General features: G+C 60.1%; 22 protein-coding genes. 13 read left to right on the top strand and 9 right to left on the bottom strand.

Annotated elements, in window-relative coordinates; translation table 11 throughout:
- Nucleotides 1-315 precede the first annotated feature (315 nt).
- The 5 genes from XI03_RS32105 (at nt 316) to XI03_RS32125 (ending at nt 5279) form a co-directional block, all read left to right on the top strand.
- Nucleotides 316-1428, top strand: a complete 1113-nt coding sequence (locus tag XI03_RS32105) for a PGN_0703 family putative restriction endonuclease (RefSeq protein ID WP_271594333.1) — start codon at nt 316-318, stop codon at nt 1426-1428.
- The gene (locus tag XI03_RS32110; RefSeq protein ID WP_442869760.1) at nt 1418-1759 is read left to right on the top strand and encodes a DUF2958 domain-containing protein; all 342 of its coding nucleotides are present in this window, start codon (nt 1418-1420) and stop codon (nt 1757-1759) included. The genes XI03_RS32105 and XI03_RS32110 overlap by 11 nt, the downstream gene beginning before the upstream one ends.
- 632 nt (nt 1760-2391) lie before the next feature.
- Nucleotides 2392-4260 carry a diguanylate cyclase gene (locus tag XI03_RS32115; protein WP_271594334.1) on the top strand — a complete coding sequence of 623 codons (1869 nt, stop codon included), beginning with the start codon at nt 2392-2394 and terminating at the stop codon, nt 4258-4260.
- Nucleotides 4261-4484: 224 nt separating this feature from the next.
- Nucleotides 4485-4670, top strand: a complete 186-nt coding sequence (locus tag XI03_RS32120) for a hypothetical protein (RefSeq protein ID WP_271594335.1) — start codon at nt 4485-4487, stop codon at nt 4668-4670.
- Nucleotides 4671-5015: 345 nt separating this feature from the next.
- Nucleotides 5016-5279: a hypothetical protein gene (locus XI03_RS32125; RefSeq protein ID WP_271594336.1), complete on the top strand. Its 264-nt coding sequence runs from the start codon at nt 5016-5018 to the stop codon at nt 5277-5279.
- A gap of 14 nt (nt 5280-5293) precedes the next feature.
- Here the strand turns inward: XI03_RS32125 and XI03_RS32130 are convergent, their stop codons facing one another.
- Nucleotides 5294-5479 carry a DUF3606 domain-containing protein gene (locus tag XI03_RS32130; RefSeq protein WP_271594337.1) on the bottom strand — a complete coding sequence of 62 codons (186 nt, stop codon included), beginning with the start codon at nt 5477-5479 and terminating at the stop codon, nt 5294-5296.
- A gap of 117 nt (nt 5480-5596) precedes the next feature.
- On the opposite strand from XI03_RS32130, the gene ligD reads away from it, so the two are divergent.
- Complete coding sequence (ligD, locus tag XI03_RS32135; RefSeq protein WP_271594338.1) at nt 5597-6517, top strand: non-homologous end-joining DNA ligase; 921 nt, start codon at nt 5597-5599, stop codon at nt 6515-6517.
- Between the two features lie 148 nt (nt 6518-6665).
- Here the strand turns inward: ligD and XI03_RS32140 are convergent, their stop codons facing one another.
- From XI03_RS32140 to ku, 4 genes are all read right to left on the bottom strand, one after another.
- Nucleotides 6666-7439, bottom strand: a complete 774-nt coding sequence (locus tag XI03_RS32140) for an SDR family NAD(P)-dependent oxidoreductase (RefSeq protein WP_271594339.1) — start codon at nt 7437-7439, stop codon at nt 6666-6668.
- A gap of 28 nt (nt 7440-7467) precedes the next feature.
- On the bottom strand, nt 7468-7656 hold the full coding sequence (locus XI03_RS32145; protein ID WP_271594340.1) for a hypothetical protein: 189 nt from the start codon (nt 7654-7656) through the stop codon (nt 7468-7470).
- A gap of 6 nt (nt 7657-7662) precedes the next feature.
- Nucleotides 7663-7857: a hypothetical protein gene (locus XI03_RS32150; protein WP_271594341.1), complete on the bottom strand. Its 195-nt coding sequence runs from the start codon at nt 7855-7857 to the stop codon at nt 7663-7665.
- Between the two features lie 90 nt (nt 7858-7947).
- Nucleotides 7948-8868, bottom strand: a complete 921-nt coding sequence (ku, locus tag XI03_RS32155; RefSeq protein WP_271594342.1) for a non-homologous end joining protein Ku — start codon at nt 8866-8868, stop codon at nt 7948-7950.
- A gap of 163 nt (nt 8869-9031) precedes the next feature.
- Between ku and XI03_RS32160 the strand changes: the two genes are divergently transcribed.
- From XI03_RS32160 to XI03_RS32170, 3 genes are read left to right on the top strand one after another with little or no spacing between them, the layout of a single operon-like run.
- Nucleotides 9032-9253 carry a hypothetical protein gene (locus XI03_RS32160; RefSeq protein ID WP_271594343.1) on the top strand — a complete coding sequence of 74 codons (222 nt, stop codon included), beginning with the start codon at nt 9032-9034 and terminating at the stop codon, nt 9251-9253.
- Nucleotide 9254: 1 nt separating this feature from the next.
- Nucleotides 9255-9503, top strand: coding sequence for a hypothetical protein (locus XI03_RS32165; protein ID WP_271594344.1), 249 nt, complete (start codon nt 9255-9257; stop codon nt 9501-9503).
- Between the two features lie 18 nt (nt 9504-9521).
- A complete protein-coding gene (locus XI03_RS32170; protein ID WP_271594345.1) occupies nt 9522-9644 on the top strand; it encodes a hypothetical protein in 123 nt (40 codons plus the stop codon).
- 188 nt (nt 9645-9832) lie between these two features.
- Here the strand turns inward: XI03_RS32170 and XI03_RS32175 are convergent, their stop codons facing one another.
- On the bottom strand, nt 9833-10057 hold the full coding sequence (locus XI03_RS32175) for a hypothetical protein (RefSeq protein WP_271594346.1): 225 nt from the start codon (nt 10055-10057) through the stop codon (nt 9833-9835).
- Nucleotides 10058-10449: 392 nt separating this feature from the next.
- Nucleotides 10450-10587: a hypothetical protein gene (locus XI03_RS32180; protein ID WP_271594347.1), complete on the bottom strand. Its 138-nt coding sequence runs from the start codon at nt 10585-10587 to the stop codon at nt 10450-10452.
- Between the two features lie 93 nt (nt 10588-10680).
- Between XI03_RS32180 and XI03_RS32185 the strand changes: the two genes are divergently transcribed.
- From XI03_RS32185 to XI03_RS32200, 4 genes are all read left to right on the top strand, one after another.
- On the top strand, nt 10681-10824 hold the full coding sequence (locus XI03_RS32185) for a hypothetical protein (RefSeq protein ID WP_271594348.1): 144 nt from the start codon (nt 10681-10683) through the stop codon (nt 10822-10824).
- An 18-nt stretch (nt 10825-10842) separates the two neighbouring features.
- Complete coding sequence (locus XI03_RS32190) at nt 10843-11355, top strand: hypothetical protein (RefSeq protein ID WP_271594349.1); 513 nt, start codon at nt 10843-10845, stop codon at nt 11353-11355.
- A 258-nt stretch (nt 11356-11613) separates the two neighbouring features.
- Nucleotides 11614-11997, top strand: a complete 384-nt coding sequence (locus XI03_RS32195; RefSeq protein WP_271594350.1) for a hypothetical protein — start codon at nt 11614-11616, stop codon at nt 11995-11997.
- An 811-nt stretch (nt 11998-12808) separates the two neighbouring features.
- The gene (locus XI03_RS32200; RefSeq protein ID WP_271594351.1) at nt 12809-13675 is read left to right on the top strand and encodes a hypothetical protein; all 867 of its coding nucleotides are present in this window, start codon (nt 12809-12811) and stop codon (nt 13673-13675) included.
- A 1036-nt stretch (nt 13676-14711) separates the two neighbouring features.
- On the opposite strand, the gene XI03_RS32205 is transcribed toward XI03_RS32200, so the two are convergent.
- Entirely contained in the window at nt 14712-16319 is a 1608-nt protein-coding gene (locus XI03_RS32205; RefSeq protein WP_271594352.1) for an amidohydrolase family protein, read from the bottom strand.
- A 54-nt stretch (nt 16320-16373) separates the two neighbouring features.
- On the bottom strand, nt 16374-26525 hold the full coding sequence (locus tag XI03_RS32210; protein WP_271594353.1) for a neuraminidase-like domain-containing protein: 10152 nt from the start codon (nt 26523-26525) through the stop codon (nt 16374-16376).
- Nucleotides 26526-26529 lie beyond the last annotated feature (4 nt).

A 26529-nucleotide genomic window follows, 5' to 3' on the forward strand; every position in this document is an offset into this window, starting at 1 on the left:
TGAAGGCCGGCCGTCGTTAACAAGGCTAGCTTCGTATCGAGCGCTCGGAGCCTCGAAAGGCTTAGAAGATTTAGGTGCACCTACCGCAAGTAGAAGGCGTGGTTCATGAGCTAGATATTGCGGCGGTCTTCGGCTTCGTGAGTTTGACTCGAAACTTTCCAAGGATTTCGGTCAGGAAGGCCTGTGCCCGCGTGTCCCATGCGCGCAAATAGCGCCTTCCCGCTGAGCAAGCTCTTGCCAGTCTCACGCTACCTGTACGGTTCGCGGACACATCTCTGAATATCCGTTGCACATACCGTGCGATCGGAGTTCCTTATGTCGTCCATTTTCAATGCGCTGACACTGCCGCGGATACCCTTGGTACCGCAAAGCCTCCTCAAGGCTCATGGCGTAGACTGCATCATCGACACGCGCTTTCGCAGCGCCGCTCGGCTTCTTCAGCGCTTGTGGCTGCAAGACAATGGCATCCCCACCGGCTTCCACGTTCGGCCGACCGACGATGGAGATGTCGTTTTGCCGCTTGAGTCGCTGCTCTCACCCGAAGCGGCCTGCGCTGGACGCAACTTTATCTCGCCCGCTGTCCATTGCTTCACGCGCCGCGAGTTGATTATGCGTGAGGACGGCGCTTGTTACGACGAAGACCGTTTGTTCGGCAATGCGCTTTCATCAATGCCGCTCTGCTTCAATGTCTTCGCGCCTTTGGCAATGGATCTTGCACTCGCCACGACTACGTTCAAGCTGTTACTGCCGGACTTCGTCAAGCAGGTTCATGGGATCCGCTTCGAGACCTCGCCAGGTCGTCGTGAGACGCGCTTCTTACACGACGGAACCGCGTTCGATCTCGCGCTCGACGTCGTCACGCCCGACAACGTGCGGGGCACGGTCTTCGTCGAAGTCAAGTATTCAGAGACGATGGACGGACCAGCTGCGCGTCATCGCGAGCGATATGACGAGGCCTCGCGGCAGGTCCAGCTCTTTGTTGACCCGGACAGTGCAATCCTCCGCTCGCTTGCGCTCGAACAGCTCTGGCGCGAACACATGCTTGCTCAACTTGCCGTCGACGAAGGCATCACGCCCCGCGCAATGTTCGTCACTATCGGCCCTCGCCTCAATCGTCGAGTCCAGGCTGCACTTCGCGTCTACGCGAACGAACTCATTCCTGGTGATGATCTCGGCGACGATCGCGTCCGCTTCCGCGCTAACACGCTCGAAGACGTGATTGATGCCATTCGTCAGGCGGGATCTGCTGAGCTCGCGAAAGCGCTATGGAGCCGATACTGCGACTTCGAGCGCATCTTTCATCTCGCGATGGCCGAGTATGCTCAGCCCGAGCCCGCCAGAGAACCCGTGGCCACAACGCCGCCGGTTTCCTCAGCCGCAAGGTCGAGAGTGCGTCGTCAGCGAACGGAGGTCGTCGATGCTGAATGAATCGCCGCTGACTGTCGAAGACCGCGTGGCTCTGTTGGTCAATGGGCTTTCAGCGGAAAAAGATCACCGGCCCGTCGTTAAGCTGTTCACGCCCGACGGCGCGGCAACTTGGCTGCTCACCGAGGCCGATCCGGATGAGCCCGATCGTCTTTTCGGGCTTGCCGATCTTGGTCTCGGCTGCCCGGAACTTGGCTACGTCGATCTCAACGAACTTATCGCTCTCCGCGGTCGTCTCGGTCTTCCGGTGGAGAGAGATCGGTACTTCGTCGCTGATAAGACGCTATCAGCCTACGCTGAAGAGGCGCGGCGAGCCGGCAGGATCATCGCCTAACCGATTAGAAAGAAGCCGCCAAGCGGCGGCTTCTTTCCAAGTACGGCGCAAGGATCTAGAACCCAATGCAGTCCAACGCTCTACCTCTAGCCTTGTTTTTGCAGCCAGACAGCTGTGGGACCGCTTGCGATCAGGGTATATTCAAATACCCCCACCGCCATACGGCGGCGACGATCACTACGCGCTTCCTAGCGCGCCTTACCTGGATTTAGGCGGGCCCCTCTACATCCTAATTCCCTCTCGCCGGTCGCACATCCGCAAGGCATCTGAATCTGTTGGGTCTCATTCCTTCTCGCGCCATCGCCGCTATACGAAGAGGCTCATCATGGATTCTTTCGAACGCTTGGTTGGGTTCCCGAGAGTTACCCTTAAGCAATGGACGTGCACCGCTGAGAAAGACGGGTCCAATGCTGCCCTCCGATTCGTTGAACCTGTTTGCCAGGGAAACTACGGCCTTCAACTGCGCTGCCGTCCCGCATGCCGCAGAAATACGGGGCTCTTTCGGGTGCATGTTGCTCCCAGCAAGCCGGCGTTAAGAACGTGCCGCGTTTGTCTCGAATGCGAATGGCCGGTTTAGGACTCGGGAAGGGCAAAACGGCGATCGTCTTCCCGCCCCGAACCCGAGTGTCCAGATGCCGATTTCCGCCTCGCCGCGCCGCCCGACGGTTTTGATCAGCGCCTTCGTGGCTCTGACCGTCGGCTGCGTCCTTGGCCTGGTAGCCTGGAAATCGATCAGTTCGCGCGACGCGACCCTGAGCCGGAACGAGGCCGACATTCAGAATCTGGCGCATTCGCTCGCACAGCACGCGACGCACACCTTCAAGGCGCCCGACGTCGCCATGACGGGCATGGCGGACCTGCTCAAGTTCCAGAATCCGCTGCCCGCGAGGTTCAACACCTATCTCGCCAACACCGTGCGCTCCCTGCCGCAGCTGCGCGAGATGGGGGTTCTGAATGCCGCGGGAAACTGGCGGTATTCGTCGCTGGATCAACTGCCAACGCACAACAACGCGGACCGGGACTACTTCGTGCGTCATCGGGACAACGCGGATCCCAAGCTGCTCATCAGCGGACCGATGACATCGCGGCTGACGGGCCGGCCGACCCTACTCCTCTCCAAACGGATCAGCGATCCGAAGGGAGAATTCGCCGGCGTGCTGGTCGCCGCCATCGACTACGAATCGTTCTCCAAATTCTACTCCTCGTTCGATATCGGCGCGCAGGGCAGCATCTGCCTCATCTCGGCGACCGGCACGATCCTGGTCCGTTGGCCGTCCGGGACAGGCAAGAACGTGTCGGACACGGACCTCTTTCAGAAGCGTCTGAAGGCAAGCCCCGTCGGCTTCTACCGGATCGTATCGCCGTTCGACGGCGTCGCGAAATACTTCGGCTACGAAGTCACGCCGGAATACTCGATGGTCGTCACGGTGGCGCGGTCGGAAGCGGAGGTGCTCCACGGCTGGCGTTCCGATCTGAAGCGGGATCTTGTGGTCGCGGCGCTTCTCATGACGGTCATCGCCGGCATGGCCTGGCTGCTGGCGAGCCAATTCGGCGTCCGGATGCGTCTGGCGCGTCGCTACCGCCTGCTGGCCGAGAACAGCGCCGACATCGTCATCCTGCTCGACCGTCAGGGGCGCCTGCAATATGTCTCGCAATCCGTGAAGGCGTCGCTCGGATATGCCGAGAAGGAGCTCGTCGGCCGTTCCTGCCTCGACGTCGTGCACGCAGAAGACCGTGAGAAAGTGGTGGGGGCCAGCGTCGGGCTCACGGATCCCGCCGTGTCGCGCTCGGTGGTGTTCCGGACAAAATGCAAGGATGGCAAGCTCGTCTGGCTGGAAGCGAATTTCAAGCTGGCGGGCGAATCCCCTGACGGCAGCCGCGAGATCGTCGGCGTGTTGCGGGATATCACCAAGCGCAAGGAGCTCGAGGACGAGTTGTCGGAAGCCAATTTGCGCCTTTCGCGGCTCGCGACCACCGACGGACTGACGCGGCTGGCCAACCGCCGGCACTTCGACATTTTCATGCGCGCCGCCTACGCCGAGCACGCCGTACTAGCGGCGCTCCTGATCGACATCGACCATTTCAAGGGCTTCAACGACGCTCTCGGTCACCAGGCGGGCGACGCCTGCCTGCAGCGCATCGCGCAAGTGATCGACAGCAGCACGACCGGCACCAGCGGCCTGTCGGCCAGGTACGGCGGCGAGGAGTTCGCCGTCGTCCTGCCGGGCGTCTCCGAGGAGCAGGCTCTGGTGGTGGCCAATGCGTTGCGGCTGATGGTGCGGCAACTCGGGATTCAACATCCCCGCGCGTCCCGGGGCCATGTGACCGTGAGCATCGGCGTCGCGGCCAAGACCGCGACGACGATCGATGAAGTGGCACTCATCCGGGACGCCGACATAGCGCTATACAATGCGAAGGAGCTGGGCCGAAACTGCGCGGTCGCGAGTTCGTCCCTTTCGGGGACGCACGGCAAAGCCGCCCCCCTTGTACCGGCCTCCTGAAGCACCGCCGAGAACCAACTGACGGGATCGAGGCCAGCGATGCTCACGTCCGATGTCTCGGCGCGAGAAATTCTGGGTCGGACGAGCCGAGTTCGGTGCGTCGCTTATCGCTGCTCCGCCCGTAGAATTACGGAAGTCGACGCCATTGGCGCCAAATCGCTTGCCTTTCCGGAGTGCGTACGACCGAATGCTCGGCGGCCGCATCGGCACCGCCTGGGGGATTGGTGGACAAGGGGAACATTAAAAGTGCCTCGGATTTCGAGGCCTTAAGATTGCTGCGCGCGTTCGCGAAGATCGGCGACGCCAAACGGCGACAGGAAGTCATCGATTTGGCGGAGAAACTCGCCGCACCGCCGATCACGGAGATCGCTCTCCGTCCGGACGAACCTCCGACCGAAGCAGACCAATAGGGTCCGCAGCGGCGGCCTGATCGCAACGCGAACTCCGCGCTTATCAGCGGACTGCGCTCTGGTCGGCGAAGAGGCTCTCCAGATCCAGCAAGGGATAGCATTCGCGACCCCGCTCCTACTCAGGCGACCTCTTCCCGACCAGAGCCGCATCATCCGGGCGGCTGGGAAATGGCAGCAGCCCGTCAGGGCCGCAGCGGACTATCCGTGAAGTCCAGGCGGCCGGGGACGGGACGACGGAACAGGTGGAAAACCGCCAGCCCGCGCAAATTCGAATCCCAGCTGTGTGTTAGCAGCCCGGAACGACAAACGGGCCGCAAGGATTCGTCCCGGGCAGGAGCGATTTCGATGCTGATGACGAAGGAACGACGGCCGGCGATCCGGACGCTACGCGGCTGGGCGATCTCCGTGCTGCATGAGGCCGGCGCCATCTGCGAGTGCGAGCAGCACGGGTGGATGCAGGACCGCACCGATCCTCATGCCCACGCCCGTGCCTTCGCTATCGCGCGTCAGAATCCGCCGGCCGGCGTCTCTCCGGACGACGCGGTCGCCGCCGTGCGCGACTTCCTGGACTCGATCGGAGATACCTGCCCCGAGTGTCTACCGGAGTAGACCGGCACCGACGCTCAGCGGCCGAGCCGCTTCTCCACCCGCTTGCGGGCGTTGCCGACCTTCTTGACGGCCTTCTTTACCGCAGACGCCGACTTCCGCGTCTTCTTCACCTCGTACCTCACCTCGTAGTCCTGCCCGCTGGCCACGCGGGCCCGATCCTGCTTGCGCCCGCGCCCCGTCTTCTTTTTCGGTACCGCCATCGGCTCCTCCTGTTTGAATCGACGCCGGCGCAACGCCGCGAAGGATTCCCTGGTTCCTCGCCGGAACGATTCGAGCAGTGTCAGTTTGAATCATCCAGTTGCGTACGGAGCCCTCGAGTGGCGTTTCAGCGTCGAAAACCGGCGACCATCGGCGTCAAGACGCCCTTTCCCGGCTTTATCGAACCGGCGTTGGCCACCTCCATCGAGAAGGTGCCGTCCGGAGAACGATGGATTCACGAGATCAAGTTCGACGGCTACCGCGTCCAGGTCCACCTGGCCAATGAGGCAATCAAGATCTTCACTCGCCGCGGACACGACTGGACCCATCGCTTCAAGAAGGTCGCCAACAACGCCTGGCACATTAAGGCCGGCTCAGCCATCGTGGACGGCGAGATCGTCGTGCCGGCCGCCGACGGCTCCACCGATTTTTCGGTGCTGCAGAACGAGTTGAAGGGCCGGTCAACCAGCATAGTCCTGATCGCCTTCGACCTGCTGTACCTGAACGGGCGCGACCTCAGGAAGCTGCCGCTTTTCCAGCGCAAGAACGAGCTCAAGCAAATCATCATGGGCACCGACGTCCAGTTCAGCGAGAGCTTCGAGATCGAAGGTCGGGAGATGTTCGCGCACACCTGCAAGCTCGGCCTTGAGGGCGTCGTGTCGAAGGTGCGCGACAGCGCCTACGCCAGCGGTCGCGGCAATAACTGGGTGAAGAAGACGTGCGCGCAGCGGGAGACGCTGACCATCGCCGGCTTCGCGCTCGACGGAAGCAAGTGGGACGGCATCTATGTCGGCCGGCGCAAGGGCGACGACCTGGTCTACGCCGGCAAGGTCGACCACGGTTTCGACAAGGCCTCCGCGGCCGACCTGCAGAAGCGCCTGAAGCCGCTGATCCGCAAGACGCAGCCGTACACGAAACGGATCACGCATAAGGGTATCTGGGTCGAGCCGAAGCTCCTGGCCGAGATCGAGTACCGGGCTAAGTCGGCGGAGGGAAAGGTCCGACATCCCTTCTTCAAGGGCCTCCGGGAAGACCTGTGATGGACGCCTTCGACTGGCTCCCGCGCGGGCGAAGTACCAATCGATAGACCAAGTTGGAACCGAGGCCGCTAGGCAGATCGCGTCCAGCCAAGCTCCGGAAGCGGACAGCTCGGCAGGCCGTTACGCCCCATCAGTGGGCTGTCCGTTCCTAAGCCTCCGGAAGCGCAACGCCCGTCAGTTCGCGCAAACTAGCGACGAGGCGATCCTGGAAGTCTGGATCGGTGGCCTCACTGGCCGACTGCTCCTGCCGGAGGTGATGCCAGTAGCGACCGCTGACCAAGGCACCGGGCTCATCGCTTACGGCCAGCCAGGTCTGCGTCCGCTGTCCCGTGTCAATGTCCACCGGGGCTCCGGGGCCACCCATCTTCGTGCGCGCCCAGCCGGGATCGACGGCGTTGCTCAAGACCTGCGACCAGCGTCGAGCCAGAGCGAAGGCGAGCGCGACGACGTGCAGCTTGCTTTCGGCGTAGGCCCGGGCCGGGTCCCAAGGTCGCTTCGTCCAGTCGATATCATCCACTGAACCCTCCCCGCCCCGGTGCAGGCCGCTGCTGAGATAGACCAGCCGACCGGGCCGCTCGATCAGCGCCGTCAGCATGTACGGAGCAAGGGTGTTTACCGCCAGGATGCCGGCATGGCCCTCGGCTGTCGAGCCGCGGCTTCGCTCCGTATAGACGCCGGCGTTGTGGATGACCGCATCCATGCGCCCGATCGCGTTGACCTGATCTGCAATGCTCTTGGTTTCGGCGGCGGCGCGCAGATCGCCGACCACAACTCCGGCAGAACGCGACGCAAGCTCGGCCAACGCCTCGGCCCGCTCCGCCGATCGGGCGTGCAGCACCACCCGATGGCCATCATCCAGAAGCCACTGCGCGGCCGCGCGGCCGAGCCCATCCGCGCTGCCCGTGACGAACACGATTGCCATGGTCGTTCCTTTCGATGTCGATTGCCTCTCACGAACCGACAGGGCCGTCGGGCTGACCGGATAGCGCCCGTTCCAGCTCCGTAGCGAGAATTTTGAAGTGTTCAGCCAGCCGCGTGAACAGCTCGCGCTTCTTCGGCTCGGTCGCCAGATCGCGGATCAGTTCGCACTCGGCGATCTGTACGCGGAGCTTCTCCAAATGCGACTGGATATCCTTCATCGGACATCACCGCGGCTGCTGCAGGCCGGGCGAGGACAGCCACTTGTCTATGCGTGAGGCCGTTTCGATTTGATCGATCTTTTGAAGCAATTGGTCCTTGGCAGGTCCGGGCGGCAGCTTCTCCGCCTGTTGCTCCAGCCGCTCCTTTTCCGCCACAAGGCGTTCTTCGAATGAATGCGGTACCGAGCGTCGCCGCTGCATGGCGCTTCTCGCAAGTCACCGATACGGGATGTAAGTAGATGCCCGTTTGGTTCCGCTGTCGAGTCGAATTGGAACTAATCTGCCTGCCCCCTACGCCGACTTCCGCTGCGGCTTTGGCATCGGCTTCTTCGCCGCCCCGTCCTTCTGCTTCTTGCCTTCGATCGGCATCAGCATTTCACGCTGTCCGCTCGAGGCTTTCTTCGGCTTCTTGGCGGACTTGGACGCCTTCGCCGGAGCGGCTTCCCCGCCGACAGACCGCCGGAGCGCCTCCATCAGGTCGACGACGTTGCCGGTGGGCCGCTCCTTCGGCGTGATCGGCTTGCCGGCGCGCTTCTGGTTGATCAGGTCGATCAGCGCCTGCTCGTACTGGTCCTCGAACTTGTCCGGCTCGAACCGCCCCGACTTCTGGTTCACGATGTGCTTGGCGAGGTCGAGCATGTCCTTCGTGACTTTGACGTCCTGGATCTCGTCGAAATACTCGTCGGCGGACCGGACCTCGTAGGGGTAGCGCAGCAGCGTGCCCATCAAGCCCTTGTCGAGCGGCTCGAGCGCGATGATGTGCTCGCGGTTGGTCAGCACGACCCGCCCGATCGCCACCTTGTCCATCTCGCGGATGGTCTCGCGGATTACGGCGAACGCGTCGTGCCCGACCTTGCCGTCGGGCCTGAGATAGTAGGGGCGGATCAGGTAGCGCGGATCGATCTCGCTGCGGTCGACGAATTCGTCGATCTCGATCGTGCGCGTGGATTCCAGCGCGACGTTCTCGAGCTCCTCCTTTGACACCTCGATGAAGGTGTCGGTGTCGATCTTGTAGCCCTTGACTATGTCCTCGCTGTCGACTTCCTCGCCGGTGTCGGCGTCGACCTTGGTGTACTTGATGCGGTGGCCGGTCTTCCGGTTGAGCTGGTTGAACGAGATCTTCTCGGACTCGGACGTGGCCGGGTAGAGCGCGACCGGGCAGGTGACGAGGGACAGACGGAGGAAGCCTTTCCAGTTGGCGCGCGGGGCCATGGTACGCAAAACTCCCTTGTGGCGGCTCGGATTCAAGACGATTCACCTGCTCTGGTTCCGACACGCCGGCCGTCTAGCCCGCGATTCATCGTTAACGTTCGCCCTGCGTCCGCTGAAGTCGCGGTCGGCTTGACTCGCGACGAACAAAGCAGGAACATAGGGAGTGTCAGCCGCAGCCGAGACGCCCGCTCCCGACGACCTGGAGGCCGCTGCCGACCAGGCGATCGTGGCCTGCGGCGGCGACGCCCGCCAGGCCGTCAAGGCGCTGCTCGTGGCGAACGGCTTCCTCGAGGCGCAAGTCGAGGATCTTCGGGCTTCGGTGTCTGCCGGCTACTCGCGCGGCCGGTTCGACGTCCCGCGCGATCGCAAGGACTGGTACGACTGAGATGAGCGAGGTCACCTACTACGTCGCCCTGCCCTTCGTCGCCGCCGACGACGGCATCGCCGCGGGCGAAGCGGTCGAGTGCTTCAATCCGAGCGCCGCCGTGATGCGTGCCGAGGCGCTTTCGCGGAAGCCCGGCATCGTCGGCGCCGTCGCCTTCAGCCGCAGCGGGGATCCCGCGACCGGCGAATTCGGTGACGCCACCGTGATCCGGAAGTTCGGTGACGTGCCCGAGGACCTGAGCGCGCTCTGAAATGCCGAGGAAGCAGCCATGAAGGTTGCGGAACTGATCGAACTTCTGAAGCAGCAGCCGCCTGAGCGCAGGGTCGTGCTGCGCGGGTATGAAGAGGCTACGCCGACGTTTCGGGGCTGCGAGAGCGGCCGATCAGGCTGAACGCCAACCCCGACTCGCGAAACGGACCGCACGAAGCATCCAAAACGGACGCGGACGAACTGGCCATCGAGATCGTGAGAATAGACCGGCATCCGAATTAAGTGCGACGATCTCTCTCGCGAGCGGGACACGTTACGGGAATCGAATGACGAGAGTCGATGGCGGCCGATGGAGGCCGGGATCGGCGGTTAAGCTTTCAGGTCAAACTGGCTGCGCAGCCTGTCGGCAATGGCTTCGATCATCTCGCAACGATCCGCGTCCGGCTGCGGACCGTCCCTCATGATTTCGACTTTCCATGAATCTTCGTGCGGCACGACCGAGATGGCCAGGTCCGTCGGGCAATCGCTGATGTCTTCCATCTCCAAGCGGATGGCGGACTCCAGTTCTTCGCGGGTTTTCGCCGGCTTCTTCAAGCTGAATCCTTCGCCGCGCGGAACGGGACCACCGCCTTTGGCTCTCCGCGCGAGCGCATGTTTTTGAACAGCGGGCGTTACGCCTTTTGGTTATTCGCTACAGGCGCCGTACTCAAACGGCGCGCGATGGTCCAACGAGTCAAAGACGTCGTCGCGATAATGTTCCCCCGGCCGCTAGTCCGTGGGCGGCTCCTGGTCGTCCGTCGAAGCGGACGCCGGCGCTGGCGCGTCCTAGCCGCCGGCGGAGATCAGCGACGAGCCGAGACAGCCCAGGCGGTTGGATATGGGGCTCCGGGACGCTCGTCAGTCGTCGACCAGCGTTCCGATTAACGCGAGTAGAGCTTGATGTTCGGGACCCCGACTGTCTGCTCGCAGGAATTGGCCTAGGTCGGTTAGAGACGTCCGTCCGCCGAGCCGATGTTGGGCTGGCGCTCGACCAGCGCGCCGTCGGATTGCGGATCGCGAACCAGCCGCCAGTTGTCACCGTTGGCGCTTTCGTAAAGAACCTCATGCAGTTCAGGGCCGGGCACCGGGGCCAAGTCCGGTGGCGCAACTGCATCGATGCGGAGCCACCGGCTAGGCTTTTTTGACCACCACCCGGATGATACCTCGAGAAGGCGGCGATGATCACCATCGCGATCGTTGCCTGGCCGTCTGTCCCGACGTTTTCAGCATCATTCCCAACGCTTTCAGCCACTGCATCGGAAGAGAACGTGGCCGGTCCGAATAAATTAGTGCCGAGAGCTGCTTTTGATTTTTCGGCTTAGTTCGGGGCGACCCACAACTTGAGCGTCGTCAGCCTGAATAACGTTAAAAGGCTGGATGCGTACATGGATTTCACCGCTGTTTTTTTGTCCATTAAGGAAACCGTCTCGAAGAGGCTGGCAGGACACTCAATCGACCTCACCGGCGCTCTAAAAACAGGCCTAATTAGAGGCTTGATCGCCGTCGTTCTTGCGGTTCTGCTCTTCACTGGCTCTACGTTCATCCGAGGCGGAAGTGGAATCAAGCCAAGCCACTTGCCTCAGTGCGACAGCCCCTTCACGCGAGACCTCCTCACAAAGGTTGTCAACGAGTCGGTTGCTGGCCAGCTAGGCATCAAGCTTCTCAAGGTGGACGAAATCGGTGACTTCGCGGCTGGGGCACCTGGAGCGTCCGCTGACCCTCAGGCCAACTCAAGAAATTGCAGCGCTTTTGTCCGTACCAGCGCTGGTAAGGTAATCCTATTTTTCCAGCTCACTTGGGGCAGTCCCAAGAAGGATGAAATCTGGCTGGAGATTACTCAATCGTCCCTCTAGGCGTCGATGGCGCCTACATCAATCGCAGTGGCTCGATGCCGATCGGACAGAACAAGGGAATATCGAATTGCACCGCAAGACAACCTTGCGAGATGTTCGAAGCTTTCGTGTTCGCTAAGAAATCCCGAGCAGAAGGCAAAATATAAATTCGAACCGGACCAACTACCTGAGCGCCGTGAAGTTACGACAACATTCGTGACGCGCGGTCGAACGAGCAGACATTGTCTCATCGCTAATACCAAGTACAGGATGATCGTTATGACCGGTTCGGTAGGAATCTTTTGGGGCATTCCAAAGCCCGATCATTCGTGGACAATACTGATCGATTCAACCTCTCTTTCGGAAGCCGAAGCCTATGGCGATTTTCTGACACATCCCCGGGGGCATTACGAGGTATGGAGTCAATGGCAACAGCGACGTGCAGCCCCGCTGGCAGGACAATCTATTCTTCAAGCGATTACCTATCACGAGTATGAGGATTTCCCGCGTGGACGCATCGTCCATGAAATCAAAACCGGTCGCTTTATCATCTATGCTGATCGACGGTTGCAGCAAGCGCCTGTGATGGCGAGCATCGCCGAGAAGTTTGGGTTAACTCCAGGCACATATTCCGTTCGATCCGACGCACATTACCGGAGCTGACGCGCGGTCTGTCGGGATTGTGGCCGGCATCGACAGACGAGCCCGGCTAAACCGGGCACGCGCGTCTGTCACGCTGAAAACGCTATGAACAACCTCTTGCGCTTGTTGCGAGCTGATCAGCGGAGGGAGGTTCATAGCCAGCCCCCTACGGGCACCGGTCCTTGACGTTAGCCAGACGACATCGGGGGTAGCCGGTCAACTGCCGAATGGCATCGGCAAAAGCGCAACTCTGTTGCAGCAGGAGTGGGCTACGGGACGCCCCGACCCACAGATGACGACTTCGCAGATCGATTGTGCGAAGTTATCCATCCGCGTCAGAAATGAAGCAGCGCATAAAGGCCGACCGCCTGACCCCGGCCTCCCCGTAAAGGGTTGCGTCCAATCAAACAGCTTACCGACGGCGTGGCTCCGAGGTTCGGGTTCATCAGGTAAGAAGGCTTCGCCCCAGCAGGCGAAGCCTTGCCCTTCGGTCAAGGAACAGCCCCTCAAGCGTTCACCAAGGTTCGATTGGTTGCTCGGGACCTCTCAATCGAGAGAGGTCCCCTTGCATTGGTGACACCCGCACATCGGAAGAACGGGGCGGTCCCACGCTAGCACGGCCCAGAAAACTGTTTCACTCCCCTGGGTGGGAGTCACCTTCCCGGTGGGATTTGACGTAGCGGCGTCGTAGTTCCCAAGCCCTCGATCATATAGGCGCATCCCCCCACGGCAGGGTTCGCCTGGTTTGTACTGTCTGGCGCCAGCCTGACCTCCCTTGACGTTCTATTAATAGTTGTGAAATTCTCGCGCCTATGGGGCGGGGGCGGCTTCGATGATCTTCCGAAATCTGGTCGCAGCGTTGAGTTGCGCTGCACTGTGTGCCTGCGCGATCGTGCCGCCGACAGAGCAGAACGACGGCATTTCAATCAAGCGCGTCGTTGAGCGCGTGAAGTGTGAGCTTGGTGCGGCACTACAGGACAACCCGTCTCTAGGGTCTTGGGCTGGGGTCATTACCCTTACGCTTGAAGTAGACCAAACCGGGTCAGTGGTCCCTAGCGCCAGCCTCGTCGGCCCATTCAATGCGGGCGCCTATGGATTGGACATCGGTGGGGGCGTAACTGGCAAGTCGGTCCAGACCTCACTCGTGAATGTTTATTTTCCGGTCTATGAGCTGCTTGCCTTTGCGAACGCATGTCCGATTGCGCCGAAGAATCAGCTGGAGGATTCGCTTGGACTTCGTGAATGGGTTGACCGAACGCTTTCGCTCAAAGCGGACGAGGGTGCAGTCTTCAAAGATAAAGACAAGGCAATTGGTTACACGCTGGAATTTGATCTGGATCTCACGGCGGGAATAACGCCTGGATTCACCTTTACCAGGGTCTCTGGCAAGACCGGCTTCTCCGTAGACCGTAAGACAGTCAATACACTTGAAATCGCTCTTGCCGACGCCGGAATTCAGCCGCCAAGGCGCGTGCCCGAGATTGTACGCGTCCCGGTCAAGCCAACACCGGGCACGATGAAGCCAGCTCAGGAAGGTGCGGCTACGGACGATACGAAAAAGCAAGATGAGCAAAAATTCAGATACGAGAAGCGGTATGTTGTTCGACCTGGGGCCGGCGTAAGTGACGACACAAAGAAGCGTCTAGATGTCATCATCCAACAACTCCAACTGAAGAATCTTCGGATCAGAGGCTTTTGAGCTTTCCTCAGCTGCTGTCACGAGACCATCAATTCCTCTGTCAAGACTATTATCTACTCGTTATGCGTCCCCGATCCGGTCGGGCTATGGCCGAGCAGGACAGCGTTCAACCCTCTATTTGCCTGATGCACCCGCACGAGAGGGATAGCCGGAGGCGTGGTGGTGAAGGATATATTTTGACGGCAGCAATCTTGCTCTTCTTGGCTTGGCAGCCGAAACACTTGCCGAAGGTGACGGCCAACGCGTCCCAAGGTTTGTTCTAGTGAAGTTTAAGATCAAGTTGTGTGATGGAGGCTTTCGATGGTGCACCCAATCAATCAAACGGTAATTTGCCCCACGTGCAGGGGGCTTAAGGTTTCGATTTGTTCGAGTTGCGAAGGAAGCGGCAAGGATCCCAAGGGCAGCGTCTGCGAGAAATGTGCAGGACGCAAGGAGACCAAATGCTGGAATTGCGACGGCCTCGGCTTTATTAGCATCTAAGAATGCTGGGCCGACAGTCCCGCAAACTCTTCAGTCTTGGCCCGGCTGGCCTTTAGGATAGTTTGGGTGCGCCAGCCAGGACGCCGCTCACCTGTTTCAGCGCTCATTCGAGTGCCGGCCAGACCGCGCTTACGCCGTCTCCCACGGTAGGGCAAACCAGGATCTGGTCGGCGTCTTCAGCGACCGCAACGCGATCCGGGGAGATCTTTTGAAGCTTCAGGCGGATTTCGCAGCAAAGCGCCCAGCACAGGCCAGGGAGGATCGGAAGCAGAAGGCGGCGCACTAAACCATAAGTGTGCCGCAGCCAGGTTTCGATCTATCTCTCGGCCAGCGTGACCTAGTACTGCGGAGGGCTGGCGCGCTCGTGAACGCGGCACTTGCCATGCCCACAGCAGCCGCAGCCCGCGCTTCAGCCCGCCCATGCCGCCAGTGAATTGGCCCATGGCACTGAGTGCATTAGGGCACCATAAGCCCCGTCTGACCATGCTCGCTCCGTCCGACGGGGATGGTGAAATTCCATTCGGCGCCGGGTCGAGCCTCTCGATGACGATCCTCATCACACGCATTCCCTGAATTGCGCGGGCAGATTTATGTTCGCTCGTATGCGTGCGCGGAAATCCGGATCGTCGATCTCGGTCAGAGGCGGCAGCACGGACCTCTTCATGAGTGTCGGATCGATCTCCACGGCCTTCTCCATGACGGCCGCCAAGGTTCGCAGCTCCGGTTCGAACTCAAGCTCCAACCCCCAGTTCGATCGTTCAACGAAGCCCCGGTCGGGCGCGCGTTCGATCATGAAGGATGTCTGCTTTGGGAAGTCGCGCGCGAGTTCGGGCAAGTGCCAGAGTCCGTACGCAAGTTTCGCCGATGCCGTGGCGAGCGACATGCCGCCCAGCGTCTGTCCGGTATCCTCCGCCAGGTCGAGAATGTACCGCCAGCCTCCGATACGGACCGTCTCCTGCTCATCGGGGGCGAAGTCCAGCAGACCCTGCCGCCCGAGGCGCGGACGGCCGTCAACCATTACGCAGATCACTTGATTTTCGAAGGCGTCGATAAGTTGCGAGTAGGGGTGCTGCACGTTGTCCGCCAGCACCAGAAGGTCGGCCCGTTTGCCGGGTTCGATCGAGCCGACGTAAGCATCCCAACGCAACATCTTCGCCGGCACCGTGGTGACCATCCGAACCAACTCCTCGTTCGTGAACAGGCCACCCAGATGGTCGCTGACGATGCGCGCGAACTTGAGTTCTCCCAATAGGTTCTTGCTTCCGCTCGGGCCCCAGTCCGAACCGAGCGATATCCTCACGCCGAGCTTCTTCGCGGTCTCTATGTCCGCGGTTTTCCCATAGAGGAGCATGTTGCTGAGAGGCGACCACACTATGCCCGCCGCGTTGTTCATGCGCTGTAGATGCTCGCTATCTAGCGCTGTACAGTGGATCGCGATGAGATTTTCGTTTATCGCCCAACCTTTCTCCCCGCAGTCCAGATCGAGAAAGCGTTGCCTCGCATCCTCGTCCGTGCCTTCGCTAAGGTGGTAGAAAAACGGCCTGGGTTGCTGCAGTGCAGGCAGGAGTTTTGCGACCACGTCTTCGGGGCGATAGTCGAGCGTCTGACCTGAGCTCTTGGGCCATCCTGTGTCTAGTGGCTGCTCGACGTTTCTGATGAGCCCTTTGTAGTAGTCGCCGTTGCCCGACATACCTTGCGCGGTCGTCACGCCTCCGAATAGCGATCTACACTCGACATAGCGCACGATCGCCTTCTGGTATTCGACGTCCGGATTCTTTCCAAGGATCGTTGAAGGCCAACTGACCTCAGGCAGATAGTGCACGAAGTCGTTTCGCCAGACGTTACGGTTTCGGTACCGCTGCGGTACGTTCCAGAGCGGGAGGAAATTGTAGGGCAGATGGTTATGCAGTTCGATCAGGCCTGGGTAGATCGTCCCTTGTGTCTGGACTGGTGTGAGCCTCGCAAACTCCGCGGGGGCCTTAGCTATGTCTTCGACCACCGCAGCGATCGTATTGCCGTCGATGCACACATATCCCGACGGCAGGACCGAGCTCTTCGCGTCCATCGTTACCACGCGACCCGCGAGGATTCGCTTGATCGGCGCCGGCGGGCCGTCTGCGAAACGAATGCGTTCCGACGAGATCTCTCCCCTGAAGAATGCCATACGTCCCTTCCATTTGATTGCCGCGTCGCTTGAGTGTTTGACTCAGCCGATTCGTCAGGCTGAGCGCAGACCGACGTTATTTCCCTTTGTTCCGACGAAGATCATGATATCCAACGGAGCCGTGCTGCCCGTCCAATCGAAGGGGACGAGCTTCGTGAGCAAATCCAACGTCACATTTCCTATCGGAATTCGACCCAGGCTTCCTTGGGAGACGAGTGATTGCGACCCGACCTTCAGGCCCGCGAGCCCATCTTTAGCTGATACTCCCACCAGCACCTCGGTTGGCGCTCCCAGCTTCTGTTGAAGGAGTGGCAATATGTTGCTCGGGAGTTGGAGGTCACACTTGCCGGTGGTCGACAGTTTGTAGAACAGATCCGGAAGATCATTGCGCAGGCTTACCATTGTCCAGACGCCGCTTTGATTCGCCGCAAGTGTCATGGACTTCAATTTCCCACTGAGTTTCCCAATCACATCCTTCCGAGTCTTGTCAGCACAGCTGACGGCCGTATACCTCAGATGCAAGACGGCGTCGCTGATGCTCTCATAGTCGAACTGTCGGATGTCTTCCCCCTTATCATCATCGGTGCCGGGCAGGTCCAATTCCCACCAGCTGATCGCGCCAGCACCCTCGAACGGCAAGTAGCGTTCGTCACGAAGGTTGAGTTCGAACAAGCCAGAGTCATTTTGACCGGAACTCGTTGCGATCTGCGTGACCGGAACCGTATCCTCGACAAGATGGTCGGCGTCGTCTCCTTCCCTACTTTCGACATTTCGGATTTGACTGCGAACTAGCTTCAGACGGCAGCTGATGGTGGTGTAAGGACCTGCGAGACAAGGCAATGATAGGCCGACCGTCTTGATCCGCCTCCGATACTGGCCGGGGTGGTCCAGGTCGAACAGTTCTTCCGGAATGGCAATTTGGCACTTGCCGGAGGTTCGTAGTTTTGCAAGCTGCATTGGATCAAGCGTAGCGAGGGAGGCATGTTTAGTCAGCTCCGGACCGCGAGCGTTCCGCTCGATATACCCGGCTTCCATGCGCTTCAGATCGAGCAGCAACCCGTTGGCCGCCAGCAAGCCCTTGCGCAAGCTATCCCAATACCCGGGCTGCACATACGTGACAGCCGGGCTCGCCGGCAATTCGCGCTGGAGGCACTGCTCAGCCTTCATGGCAAAGTCGAGCGCAAGTTGGTAGGTCCGGTAATAAACGGCCGACACCTGCCGGATCATCCAGTCGTACAGTTCGCGATTGGTGAACTTGGCACGCAATGCCTCGTCGATTTTCTCCGCATTGTCGATCTGAAGTTCATGGTTGCGCAGCTCCCTTTCGGCGATGGACACGCGAATCTCGGCAGCGGCCCGCTGTTTTGCCAGCTGCTGGAGCTCCCGGTCCGCCAGACTTGCTTGGAAGTCCCAATCGTCCTTGCGACGCTCGTAACCCGCCAACGTAGCCGTAACCCCTGCCTGAGTCTGCGCGATATCGCTTAGTGCGGTCACGGCAGCCGAAAAGGCCGAACTCGAGCTGGCAATTTCATTCCCGCCGAATTGCATGACCACGTGCGGCGAGCCGCCAAATCCGGATGCGCCAAACGTGACCTGCGGAATGAGGTGAGCTCCTCCTGCGAAAGCCTGGAGTGCCTGGGAGGCAACACGGAAGACGAGCGCCGCCTGAGTCAGGTCGAGGGCGTTTTGCTCTTTGCCTGAGACCACCTGTCGCGAGCGGTACCACTCTGCACGTGCAGTTACCGTATCGATATTCTTGTCGATTGCTTCCAGCTGCCGTGTTGCCTCGTCAAGCTGGTATTTTCGTACATCCGAAGCAGCGCGCAACAACTTCAGTTCAAGATTGGAACGTAGCGTCGACAGGGCCTCGGCGTCGCGCTTCTCCATCACCTGAAGTAGCTCGTTTCCGAGTGTGCGCACCTCCTGGGTGAATTCCGTCGCCTTCTGATGCAAAAAGGTAAATCTGTAATGAGGCGGAGGTCCGCTCAGACTGGTGAGGAGTTGCTCCACGGATAGGCCCGCAGCGGCAGCGCGCACGAGCATTCCCGGGTCTATTGGCGGAGAGAACAGCGCCAGTACCCGCTCGACACCGTCGATATCCTGACAATGTCGTATCTTGTACAGGCGATCCTCAACGCGATCCCACAACTTCAACAGCTTTTCATTCTGGGGAACGCAGAAATAGCCACTAAAGAAATTGAGATGTGGCGCGCCTTCGCCCGCCGAAGAGACCGACGACAGCGGCTCCACTTCACTCAAGAAGACGTAGAGCCACTGATCATAATAATTGATGCAAGGGCTGAGCTGGGCGTAGTTCTCGGGCGTCCATTTCTCAAACGGTGCCTCGTCTCGAGGCGGCGGGCCGGGCGTCCACTTCTCACGCGGCACGTCGCCTCGTGGCCGCGGGCCGAGAAGCTTGCTCGCGAGCACGTAAAGTTGCGTGGCCTCCACGATTGTCTCGCGCTGGAACAGGCGAAACTTGGCATCGCCCCAATCGAGCAGGGTTTCGATGTAACGATAGACAACTGCCTTTTGAAACGCGACCCAGCGATGGCGAGCAACGACAAACGGTACGCCAGGCTTATCACGCCAATCCATAATCGATTTGGCAAGTTCCGCCAGGTCGTGATCGGTCGCCTGACTCCACTTGTTTGGATCGAGCAAGGCCTCGATGCGTTCCCACTCATAGGTCGTATTGCTGGTTTGATAGAATGGTTTTGTGATCCAGTAGATCGAGGACTCACTGAGCGGCTCCCCAGGTCGGTCGGACTGGTCACAATCCTTGCTGATGCTCGCCACCCCGGCCGGATCAAAAATGTAGTGGAACCAGCGAAGCGAATCCTCGTAGTTCCCCTGCTGAGCGAGCCGTACCGCGATCAGGAACGGAATGTGAAAGAACGTTTCCCAGTTGTAGCTCGAATAGGCATCTGACAGATCGAACGAAACGGCATCTTGCCACGGCGGCCCCTCGAAATCCTTGATGCTAAACTCCGGCGCGGGAACGCCGGACTGTCGCACCGGCGCACACTGGACGGAACGCTCATAAAGCCGGTCCACCCCTCGGGCAAAGACGAGTTGCACCAGATCGCAGCCCGGCGGGTGATAGAAGCGTGAAGCCGGTTCATACCTCTTGCGATACTGACCTGCGTTATCCAGAAGAGTGATCAGATCCACGATCTCCTGAAGCACCGGCGTTCCGCCGGGAAGGTCCGGTTCATGCAGATCATCCCAGAGTGCCTGTAGCGCTTTCTCTTTTTCTCCTTTGTGCTGATTGCGATCCGGCCTAGAGATAATCTGGCCCAGCCGCTCGCGCTGCAACGGCTCACCCAGGAAGTCAGCAAGTCGGGCAAAGGCTCTCGCGAACTTCGCGGCCGTCGTTGGCGACTTCTTCACCTCCGGCAGTTTCAGGCGAAACACGGCTGCAACGGAGCGGTCCGAATAGAAGAATGGTAACACGCCGCCCATACTGAAGGTCCGGCCAGCCGTATTGGCGGGTGACCGGATCGTTCTGAGAATGCCGAGCGCGAGGTCGATATTGGACGCTTGACGCGGAACTGCCGTAACGAAGCTGCCCGGCGTGCGCTCAAGAACCTGCGCATAGGAGCTCGCGCCTGGACCCTCGACAATGATCAGCCGATCGGATTCGGGGTCGACTCCAACCTCTGTACTGGTTTGAGTAGTGACGTCGCTGCGCAGGAACTGCGGGAACGATCGATACTGCTCGTCCTCCACGAACCGTTGGGGCTGTGGGTAACCCGAGCATGACGAGAGCACAAAGCTGCCAATGATCTGCTCGAATATCGGGACTGGATCATCGCTGAGAAGGGGAACGAACGAGACCTGCACCTCGGGAAACGGGGTGTCGTGGAACGCGAGGCGGAAGCGGCTGACCGGATAGCCTTCGTCGAGTTTCTCAATCGCATCACGCGGATAGCGGATTCCGAGAGGAGTAACCTGCTTCCCGAGCCAGCGTCCATCGGCATATTGGCTCGTTGCCAGCTTGATTTCCCACTGTGTCGGTGGATTGGGCGGGGCTGGATACGGTGCGCCGGGGCGATCGGGCAGGTTCTTACCGAGATCCGGCTTAACCTCTAGTTGCTTGAACGTCGCCCATGCGAGATGGAGCCGTCCATTGTTCACGTACAGCAGCTGATGGTCGCCGCTGATCTCCAGATCGACACTTTCCCAAGGCGTCCAGTAGCGCTCGGCCACCCAGCGCCGATAGAAATACTTGTGCGGCTCGCCCGGCGTGCGCGCCAGCACGTGAAGGATCGGTATTCTTTCGTCGAATTCATAATAGGCAGCGCACACGGCGAGGCGTGCGACTTCCCGCAGCTTCTGCAGATAATTGACAACGGCGTCCTCAAGGTTCCCGGCCGTCATGTCGTTCTGGTTGATCTCGTCTTCGAGCTCGCGGAAGAACTGCGACTTGTCGTCGCGCAGCTCGGGCTCAATCCAGTCCTCCGGATAGAGGAAAATCTTGCGCGCCGCTTCCCAAACGCGGAAATACTTCATCCATTTCCAGGCATCCCAATCATAGGCCTGCCGCGGCGGGATCTTGACCTCCTGTTCGAGCCCCATCAGGCATCGCTGCACAAACAACTGCACGGCGCCGTGCGCCTGCACGATGCGGCTGCTCTGCATGCACGCGCCCATCTCCGGGTCAATCAGGTAGTAGGCAAAGATATCGTCCGCGGAATCAAATCGAGAGCCGACGAGATAGGCGACCAAGGCATCGCGTTTGCGTGCACGGATGCGATCCTGTCCGGCTTTCACCGCCGATTGCCACGCGGAATCATCGAACCGTTTCTTGATCAGCTTGCGCAGTTGGGCGGCGCGCTGCTGGCTCGGCTTGCTCGGCTGGTTGGCGTCGAGCAGCGCGGCAACCTCGTCGAGGGCGAGGCCGGTTTTTCGCAGGGTTTTCACGGCCGTATCGAGATGCCGGTAGTAGCTGGACTCGATGAGCGCAGTCCGGCCGGGGGAAAGTGTCGGAGGCGGCCAGGTCGCGCCATCCTGGCTAGCCTGCGCTGCGAGAAGAGCCGTCAAGTGTTCAAGCGGCCATCCTGTCAGGCGCGAGAGGCCAGATGCCAGGTCTAAAGCTTTCTCCTTCGGCACCGACGAGCCGTCCCGGACAACAAACGTCGCCACGGCAATCGCCGAGTCGAGTACGTCGCGGAATGAAATGTTCTTGTCGGCGCTGTCGGCGATGGTTACCGGCGGATAGTCGCGCAAAAATGCCAAACCGGTCAGGAGGCGTCGCCATTCTTGGACCATCTTTTTGGCAAGGTCGCCGGACTCGATGACGACCTCTCCCAGATCGGACTTAGTGGACGGCAGTGCCTCGATCGTCAGCCAGTCCAGAATTTCCGAACGGGGGGGCTGCCCTGTGGATTGCGGCTGTGCAAGCCACGTGATCGTCGCGTCCTCCATGTCCAGCCGGCGAAGAAACTGGACCGCTTTCCACAACTTCAGACCAGCCCGCCATAGCCGCGTCAAAGCCTCTCTCAGAGACAGACCGTCTGCGTTGGTTCCATGTAAGATATCGGTCACCTGGTCCGGCGTGTTCGGCATTTTCTCCGGTGCCAGTTCGAGCAGCGACATCAGAATTGCGCGCACGGTCGCTTTATCGACGTGCAGAGTGTCGAGAAGGATGCTGCTCCGCCCGGCGTCGCTGGCGATGAAGGCCGCCGTATCAGCCTCCAGGATGGCAGCGCGCTCAATCGCCGCCGCCTTTCGGTCGAGCGGGCTGAGAAAATAATCGACAATGGAGATTTGTTGGTCGAGCAGAGACGCCTTGCCGCCCATGATCTCGCTCAAACGCTGGCTCAGATTGTCGATCGCCTTATCTATCGCTTCGCTCGAGCATCCAGCCCACGCCAGCAGTGGCGAGAATGCGCTCCGACAGATGCTTTTAGCTTGCTCCAGCCATTTTTGGCCGTCTGCCGGAGGGTTCGAATTATCGAAATCCAGATACTGCGTCGTTTTGGCGCGAGAATCCGCAAGCTGATCCTGCGTTGGAAGTGTCGTCTGTTTGCCACCGGCCACCGCAGCTGCCCGATCCGATTCCACCGCAACGGCCAGCCGGTCAATCCCGGCCCAAACCATAGCGGAAGGAAGCAGTCCGCTTTTCAGACGACCTCCGATCGCGTCCTGACGCTTGCTGTCGTCGATCGGCAGCGTGGCGACGTCACGCAGATCCTTCTGCAGCTTTACGAGGAATTTGCAGTACGCATCCTTCTTGATCTGCATTTCCCCGATATTGGCGGGATCGCCCTTTTGGACGTCGCCGAGCAGGAAGTAGCGCAATTGAGAGGGCGTGAACCGCCTGGCTTCACCAGGCTCGCCGAGCAGCGCCACGAGTTGCAAAGTCGCTGCCGGCGACGCGAACTCGTCCTGCTGGTTGAAGAGCCGCAGCAACGAAAAATAGTCGTGCCATGGCAGCTGTAGCGCACGCCGCAGAACAATCGTGCTGCGGATGCGCGCGAGATTGTCGAAGCTCAGCTCCAATTCCCCGCGAGGCTTGATCGCCTCGGTCAGGATCAGTTCGTATTCCGTCTTGTTTAAACCGAAGCAGACCGTAAGAATGGATTCGATTTGCGGGTCATCCAGGCGGTCACCCTTCTTCTCGACGTCTTCCGGATAGAGCTTCTCCAGAAGCGTCTGGTCGTCCTTGCCGCCGAATCCGTTAACTCGCGGATCAAGGAACAGCCTCCAGTACATGGAAGGCTGCTCCGGGCGCTCGGCAGTGAGCGGGATCCTTCCGAACAACACGATGGTGTCATCGATCGACAACCCAAGACGGTTTCGCAGCCGGAAGGCGGCCGAGAGCGCGATAAGGAATTTATCGTCAAGCTCGCCATTTCCCAATCGTGCTGCACTGATGGCGCGGTCGACCTGCTCGATGGTCCAGCCAAGCTGTTTCCATAGTCGCAGAAAACGCGAGGTGCGCGGCAGCACGTCATCATGCTGGTCTCCACGGTGGCACTTGCAGCGCGGTTCCCAGACGACGTTCTGTTTCTGCAAGTCGCAGTCGTGGTGGCGCTCGATACGCAAGCCGCAGTGCTCGCCCAGATAAGCAGTTCGGGTCAAACGCTCGAGCTCGGCATAGCTCAACTCGCAATGACGAAGGAAACTGTCGACGGTGACCTTGTCGTTGACGACGAGCGGTTTGCCGGCATGCTTCCAGAACTCGTCGCGTTCTTCGGTGTCGCGTTTCCCAACAATCACGCCCGCAACGACCGGGTCGATGGCAAGAATGTCGGCGGCCGACGCAAGGTCGGGCTTGGGCCTGAATGCGGCGGCCCGGCGCAGATCGCGCCGGCTGGAGCCGACGAGTTCGAGCAGCGCAGCGATGCTCACATCACCAAGATCGAATGGCAGCGCGTAGCCGGAGTACGCGCTGCGAGTGGCCTCATAGGCCGCAGGCTGCACGTATTCCGGCTCCGCGGCCAGCTCTGCCTCCGTCAAGGTTGTCTGACGCAGAAGCCATACGGACCAGTTGTCGTTGCAGCCGCAGCCACGCCTGAAGCACAGCACGGCGTGGGTGTCTCGAAGGAAGAACGTCTCGCATGGCCCATCTTCTCCGCACGGCATCTTGGAAAAGTGCGCCTGAGACGTGATCGGGATTGATTTTTCCTTGAGTTTTCCCAGCAGCCCCGCAGAAATGGCGTCGCCATCCGCAATCTTGCCATGCCAATGTACGTCCACGGGCACGCCCGGCATGCCCTCTAAGCAGGCGACAGCATCCTCCAACGCCTCACAGATCAGATCGATGTAGGGAAGCGGCGTCTCGGCGTTGGCACAGGTCAGGTCGATGTACTTGAGCCCGGGAAGTCGCTCGAAAAGCAAATCCCTCGCGTTGGTGATTGTTGTGTGATGTCCTTCGAGGCATCCCTTGACCGGCACGATGGCCCGGTGCTTGAGAAACTCCAGCACGTCCGTCAGATAAGCTCCGGCGCCGTGGATGGATTCGCAAGGCCGACATTCACAGGAATCCGCAAGCTTGAACAAACGGCGCAAGTCCGGCGTGAGATCGGTGGGCGTCGGTGCATTGCCCGATGCGCGATTGGCCCAGCCGGTCACCGGATCAAATGCATCGTCACCGGGCACGATCGAGAAACCGCGCACTGCCGGAAGTGTGATGCCCTGTTTGAGCGCAACAAGCTCGCCGACGAGCATGTTCTTGGCGAGATGAATTGATCGTGCGCGAGCGAACGTGTTTTGGACGTCCGTAACTGAAACTCCGGCCGGACCGTCCTTGCCTGTGACTTCGTCCAGAAGGCGATGCTCGCCGAAAGCCACGATATCCGAAGCATTCCTCAAGCCAAACGTGACCAGCTTCTTTCCGAGCTCGAAATTCAGGGTGAGCCGTGCAAGGCTCAGGTGGGTCGCGACTTCTTGATCGAGCTTCTCGCTTGCAGGGCCGTCGAGCGCGAGCTCTGACTTGACCGTTTCGCTGATCTCACGAACTTGCTGCGCGCGGATCGGTTCGCTCGGCTGCCCGGCGACCTTCTCGAGCACCTTGGCCGCGAACGCGGCCGTGCTGCTGTTGCCGACCGGCTTGGAATTTCCCCGGTGATATTCCTCCCAGTCCGACAGATAAACCTCTACCGGGAATTGCTCGGCAAGGACGCGGCGCATGATATTCACGGCGGTCTTGCGACGCCCGACCGCGAGCGCCCCCGCATCGGCGTTCAGGAGACCTGCTCCTAATTGCTCGAGCCCCTCGCGTGACATCAGTGCAAGCCGTCGCTTGGCTTGTTCGGCCTCCTGCGCCATTTCCGGACCGACCAAACCGGCAATATCTTGATTGCTGAGACAGCCAAGCGCCTTCAACATCACCCACCCCGGCGCTTCGCCGTCCGGCTCGCGGTCGCCGGCCACAAGTGCGTTGGCGCTGGGGCGGGCCTGCGCAAACCTCTTGATCACCGCCCAAACGCCTCCAGGCTGGTCGCTGCTGAGCGCCTTAATCAGCGCTTCGAGTTCGGGGGGGTACGCCTTGTGGTCGCTGTCGTTGTCCAGGACGCCAGGCAAACCACTGCCGATCTTTTTTGCCGCAGCGTCCCGGAAGGCATCCGTAAACGCCATACGCGTCGTCTCGAGTTCTTGAGCCGAAGCGCGCACCAAGACCGGAACCAGCGGAACTCCATCAGAACCGGTAATGCGGGGGCGCAGCAGTCCAACGATGACTCCGGCATCGATGAGGGAGGCGCGATTTAGGAGGTCGTCCGAGTTGCTCTTCGCGGTCGTTGTTTCGGCAGGGCCAAAGGGCCCCGTATAGCTCGCGTGCAGCAGTGCATCGCTGCGCAGCAGGCCGTAGAAATATTGCTTCAGGGTCTTTTCGTCGGGCCGTTTGTCGGCGGCAGAAGGGAAAACCGGCAACGCACGCGCCGTATTCAACGCATCTTTTGCAAGCCGCCTGGTCCAATACATTGCAATGAGCCGGCTCTTGCCGACCGGATCATTCGGGGCCGCCGCTTCGATTATCTGGTCGGGATCATCGGCGGCTTCGATTTTCTCGGCATGCACGTCATAGAATGCAGCCGCCAGATCGTAGTCGGTTTTGTCGGCGTACTGCCATGTCTCGAACGCGACAGCGGTCGCAAGTTTGTCGAGAAGTGAGGCGTCGCTCTGAACCAGAATTGTGCCGTCACGAGGATCCTCCACTTGCCAGCGAAAGACCGGCATCTTCGGATCGCGGATCACGGGGAAGCCGTCATCGTTGTTGTCGGTCGCGTAAGACAGCTTCGCGGTTCCGTTTTCTTCGCCGGTCTGAACGGCCGGCGCGCCCGTCGGCGGCAGAATGGTTTGCCACCCCTCGAAGCGATCCAGGCGCTGGAGCTTCACCGTAAGGCCGCCTATCGCCTTTGCGCCCTCATTGTGCGTAACTTTGAGCGAGAGAGTCTTGATCTGGTCCTGCAGCACGGCTTTGATCTCCCTGAGCAGCGCGGTTAGCTTGTCAATGTTCAGTTTCTGATTTCGGGGGAAGAATATCTTCCAGTAGGACAGGAGAAGACTTTCGCGGTTTGACTTTTCCTCGTTGGCCGCGAAACCTTCGGCTGCGCGGATCAGATCAGCGATCGATACGACCGGCGGGCCATCAGACGCCACATCTTTCAATTGTCGTTGCGCGCGGCGTGCGTGTGCCGAAAATCGATCGCTAGACGCAGCCAGGACGTCGATTGCGTGAAGTAGTTCATTATTCATACTG

The organism is Bradyrhizobium sp. CCBAU 65884, from assembly GCF_028128835.1.
GTDB lineage: Bacteria > Pseudomonadota > Alphaproteobacteria > Rhizobiales > Xanthobacteraceae > Bradyrhizobium > Bradyrhizobium ottawaense.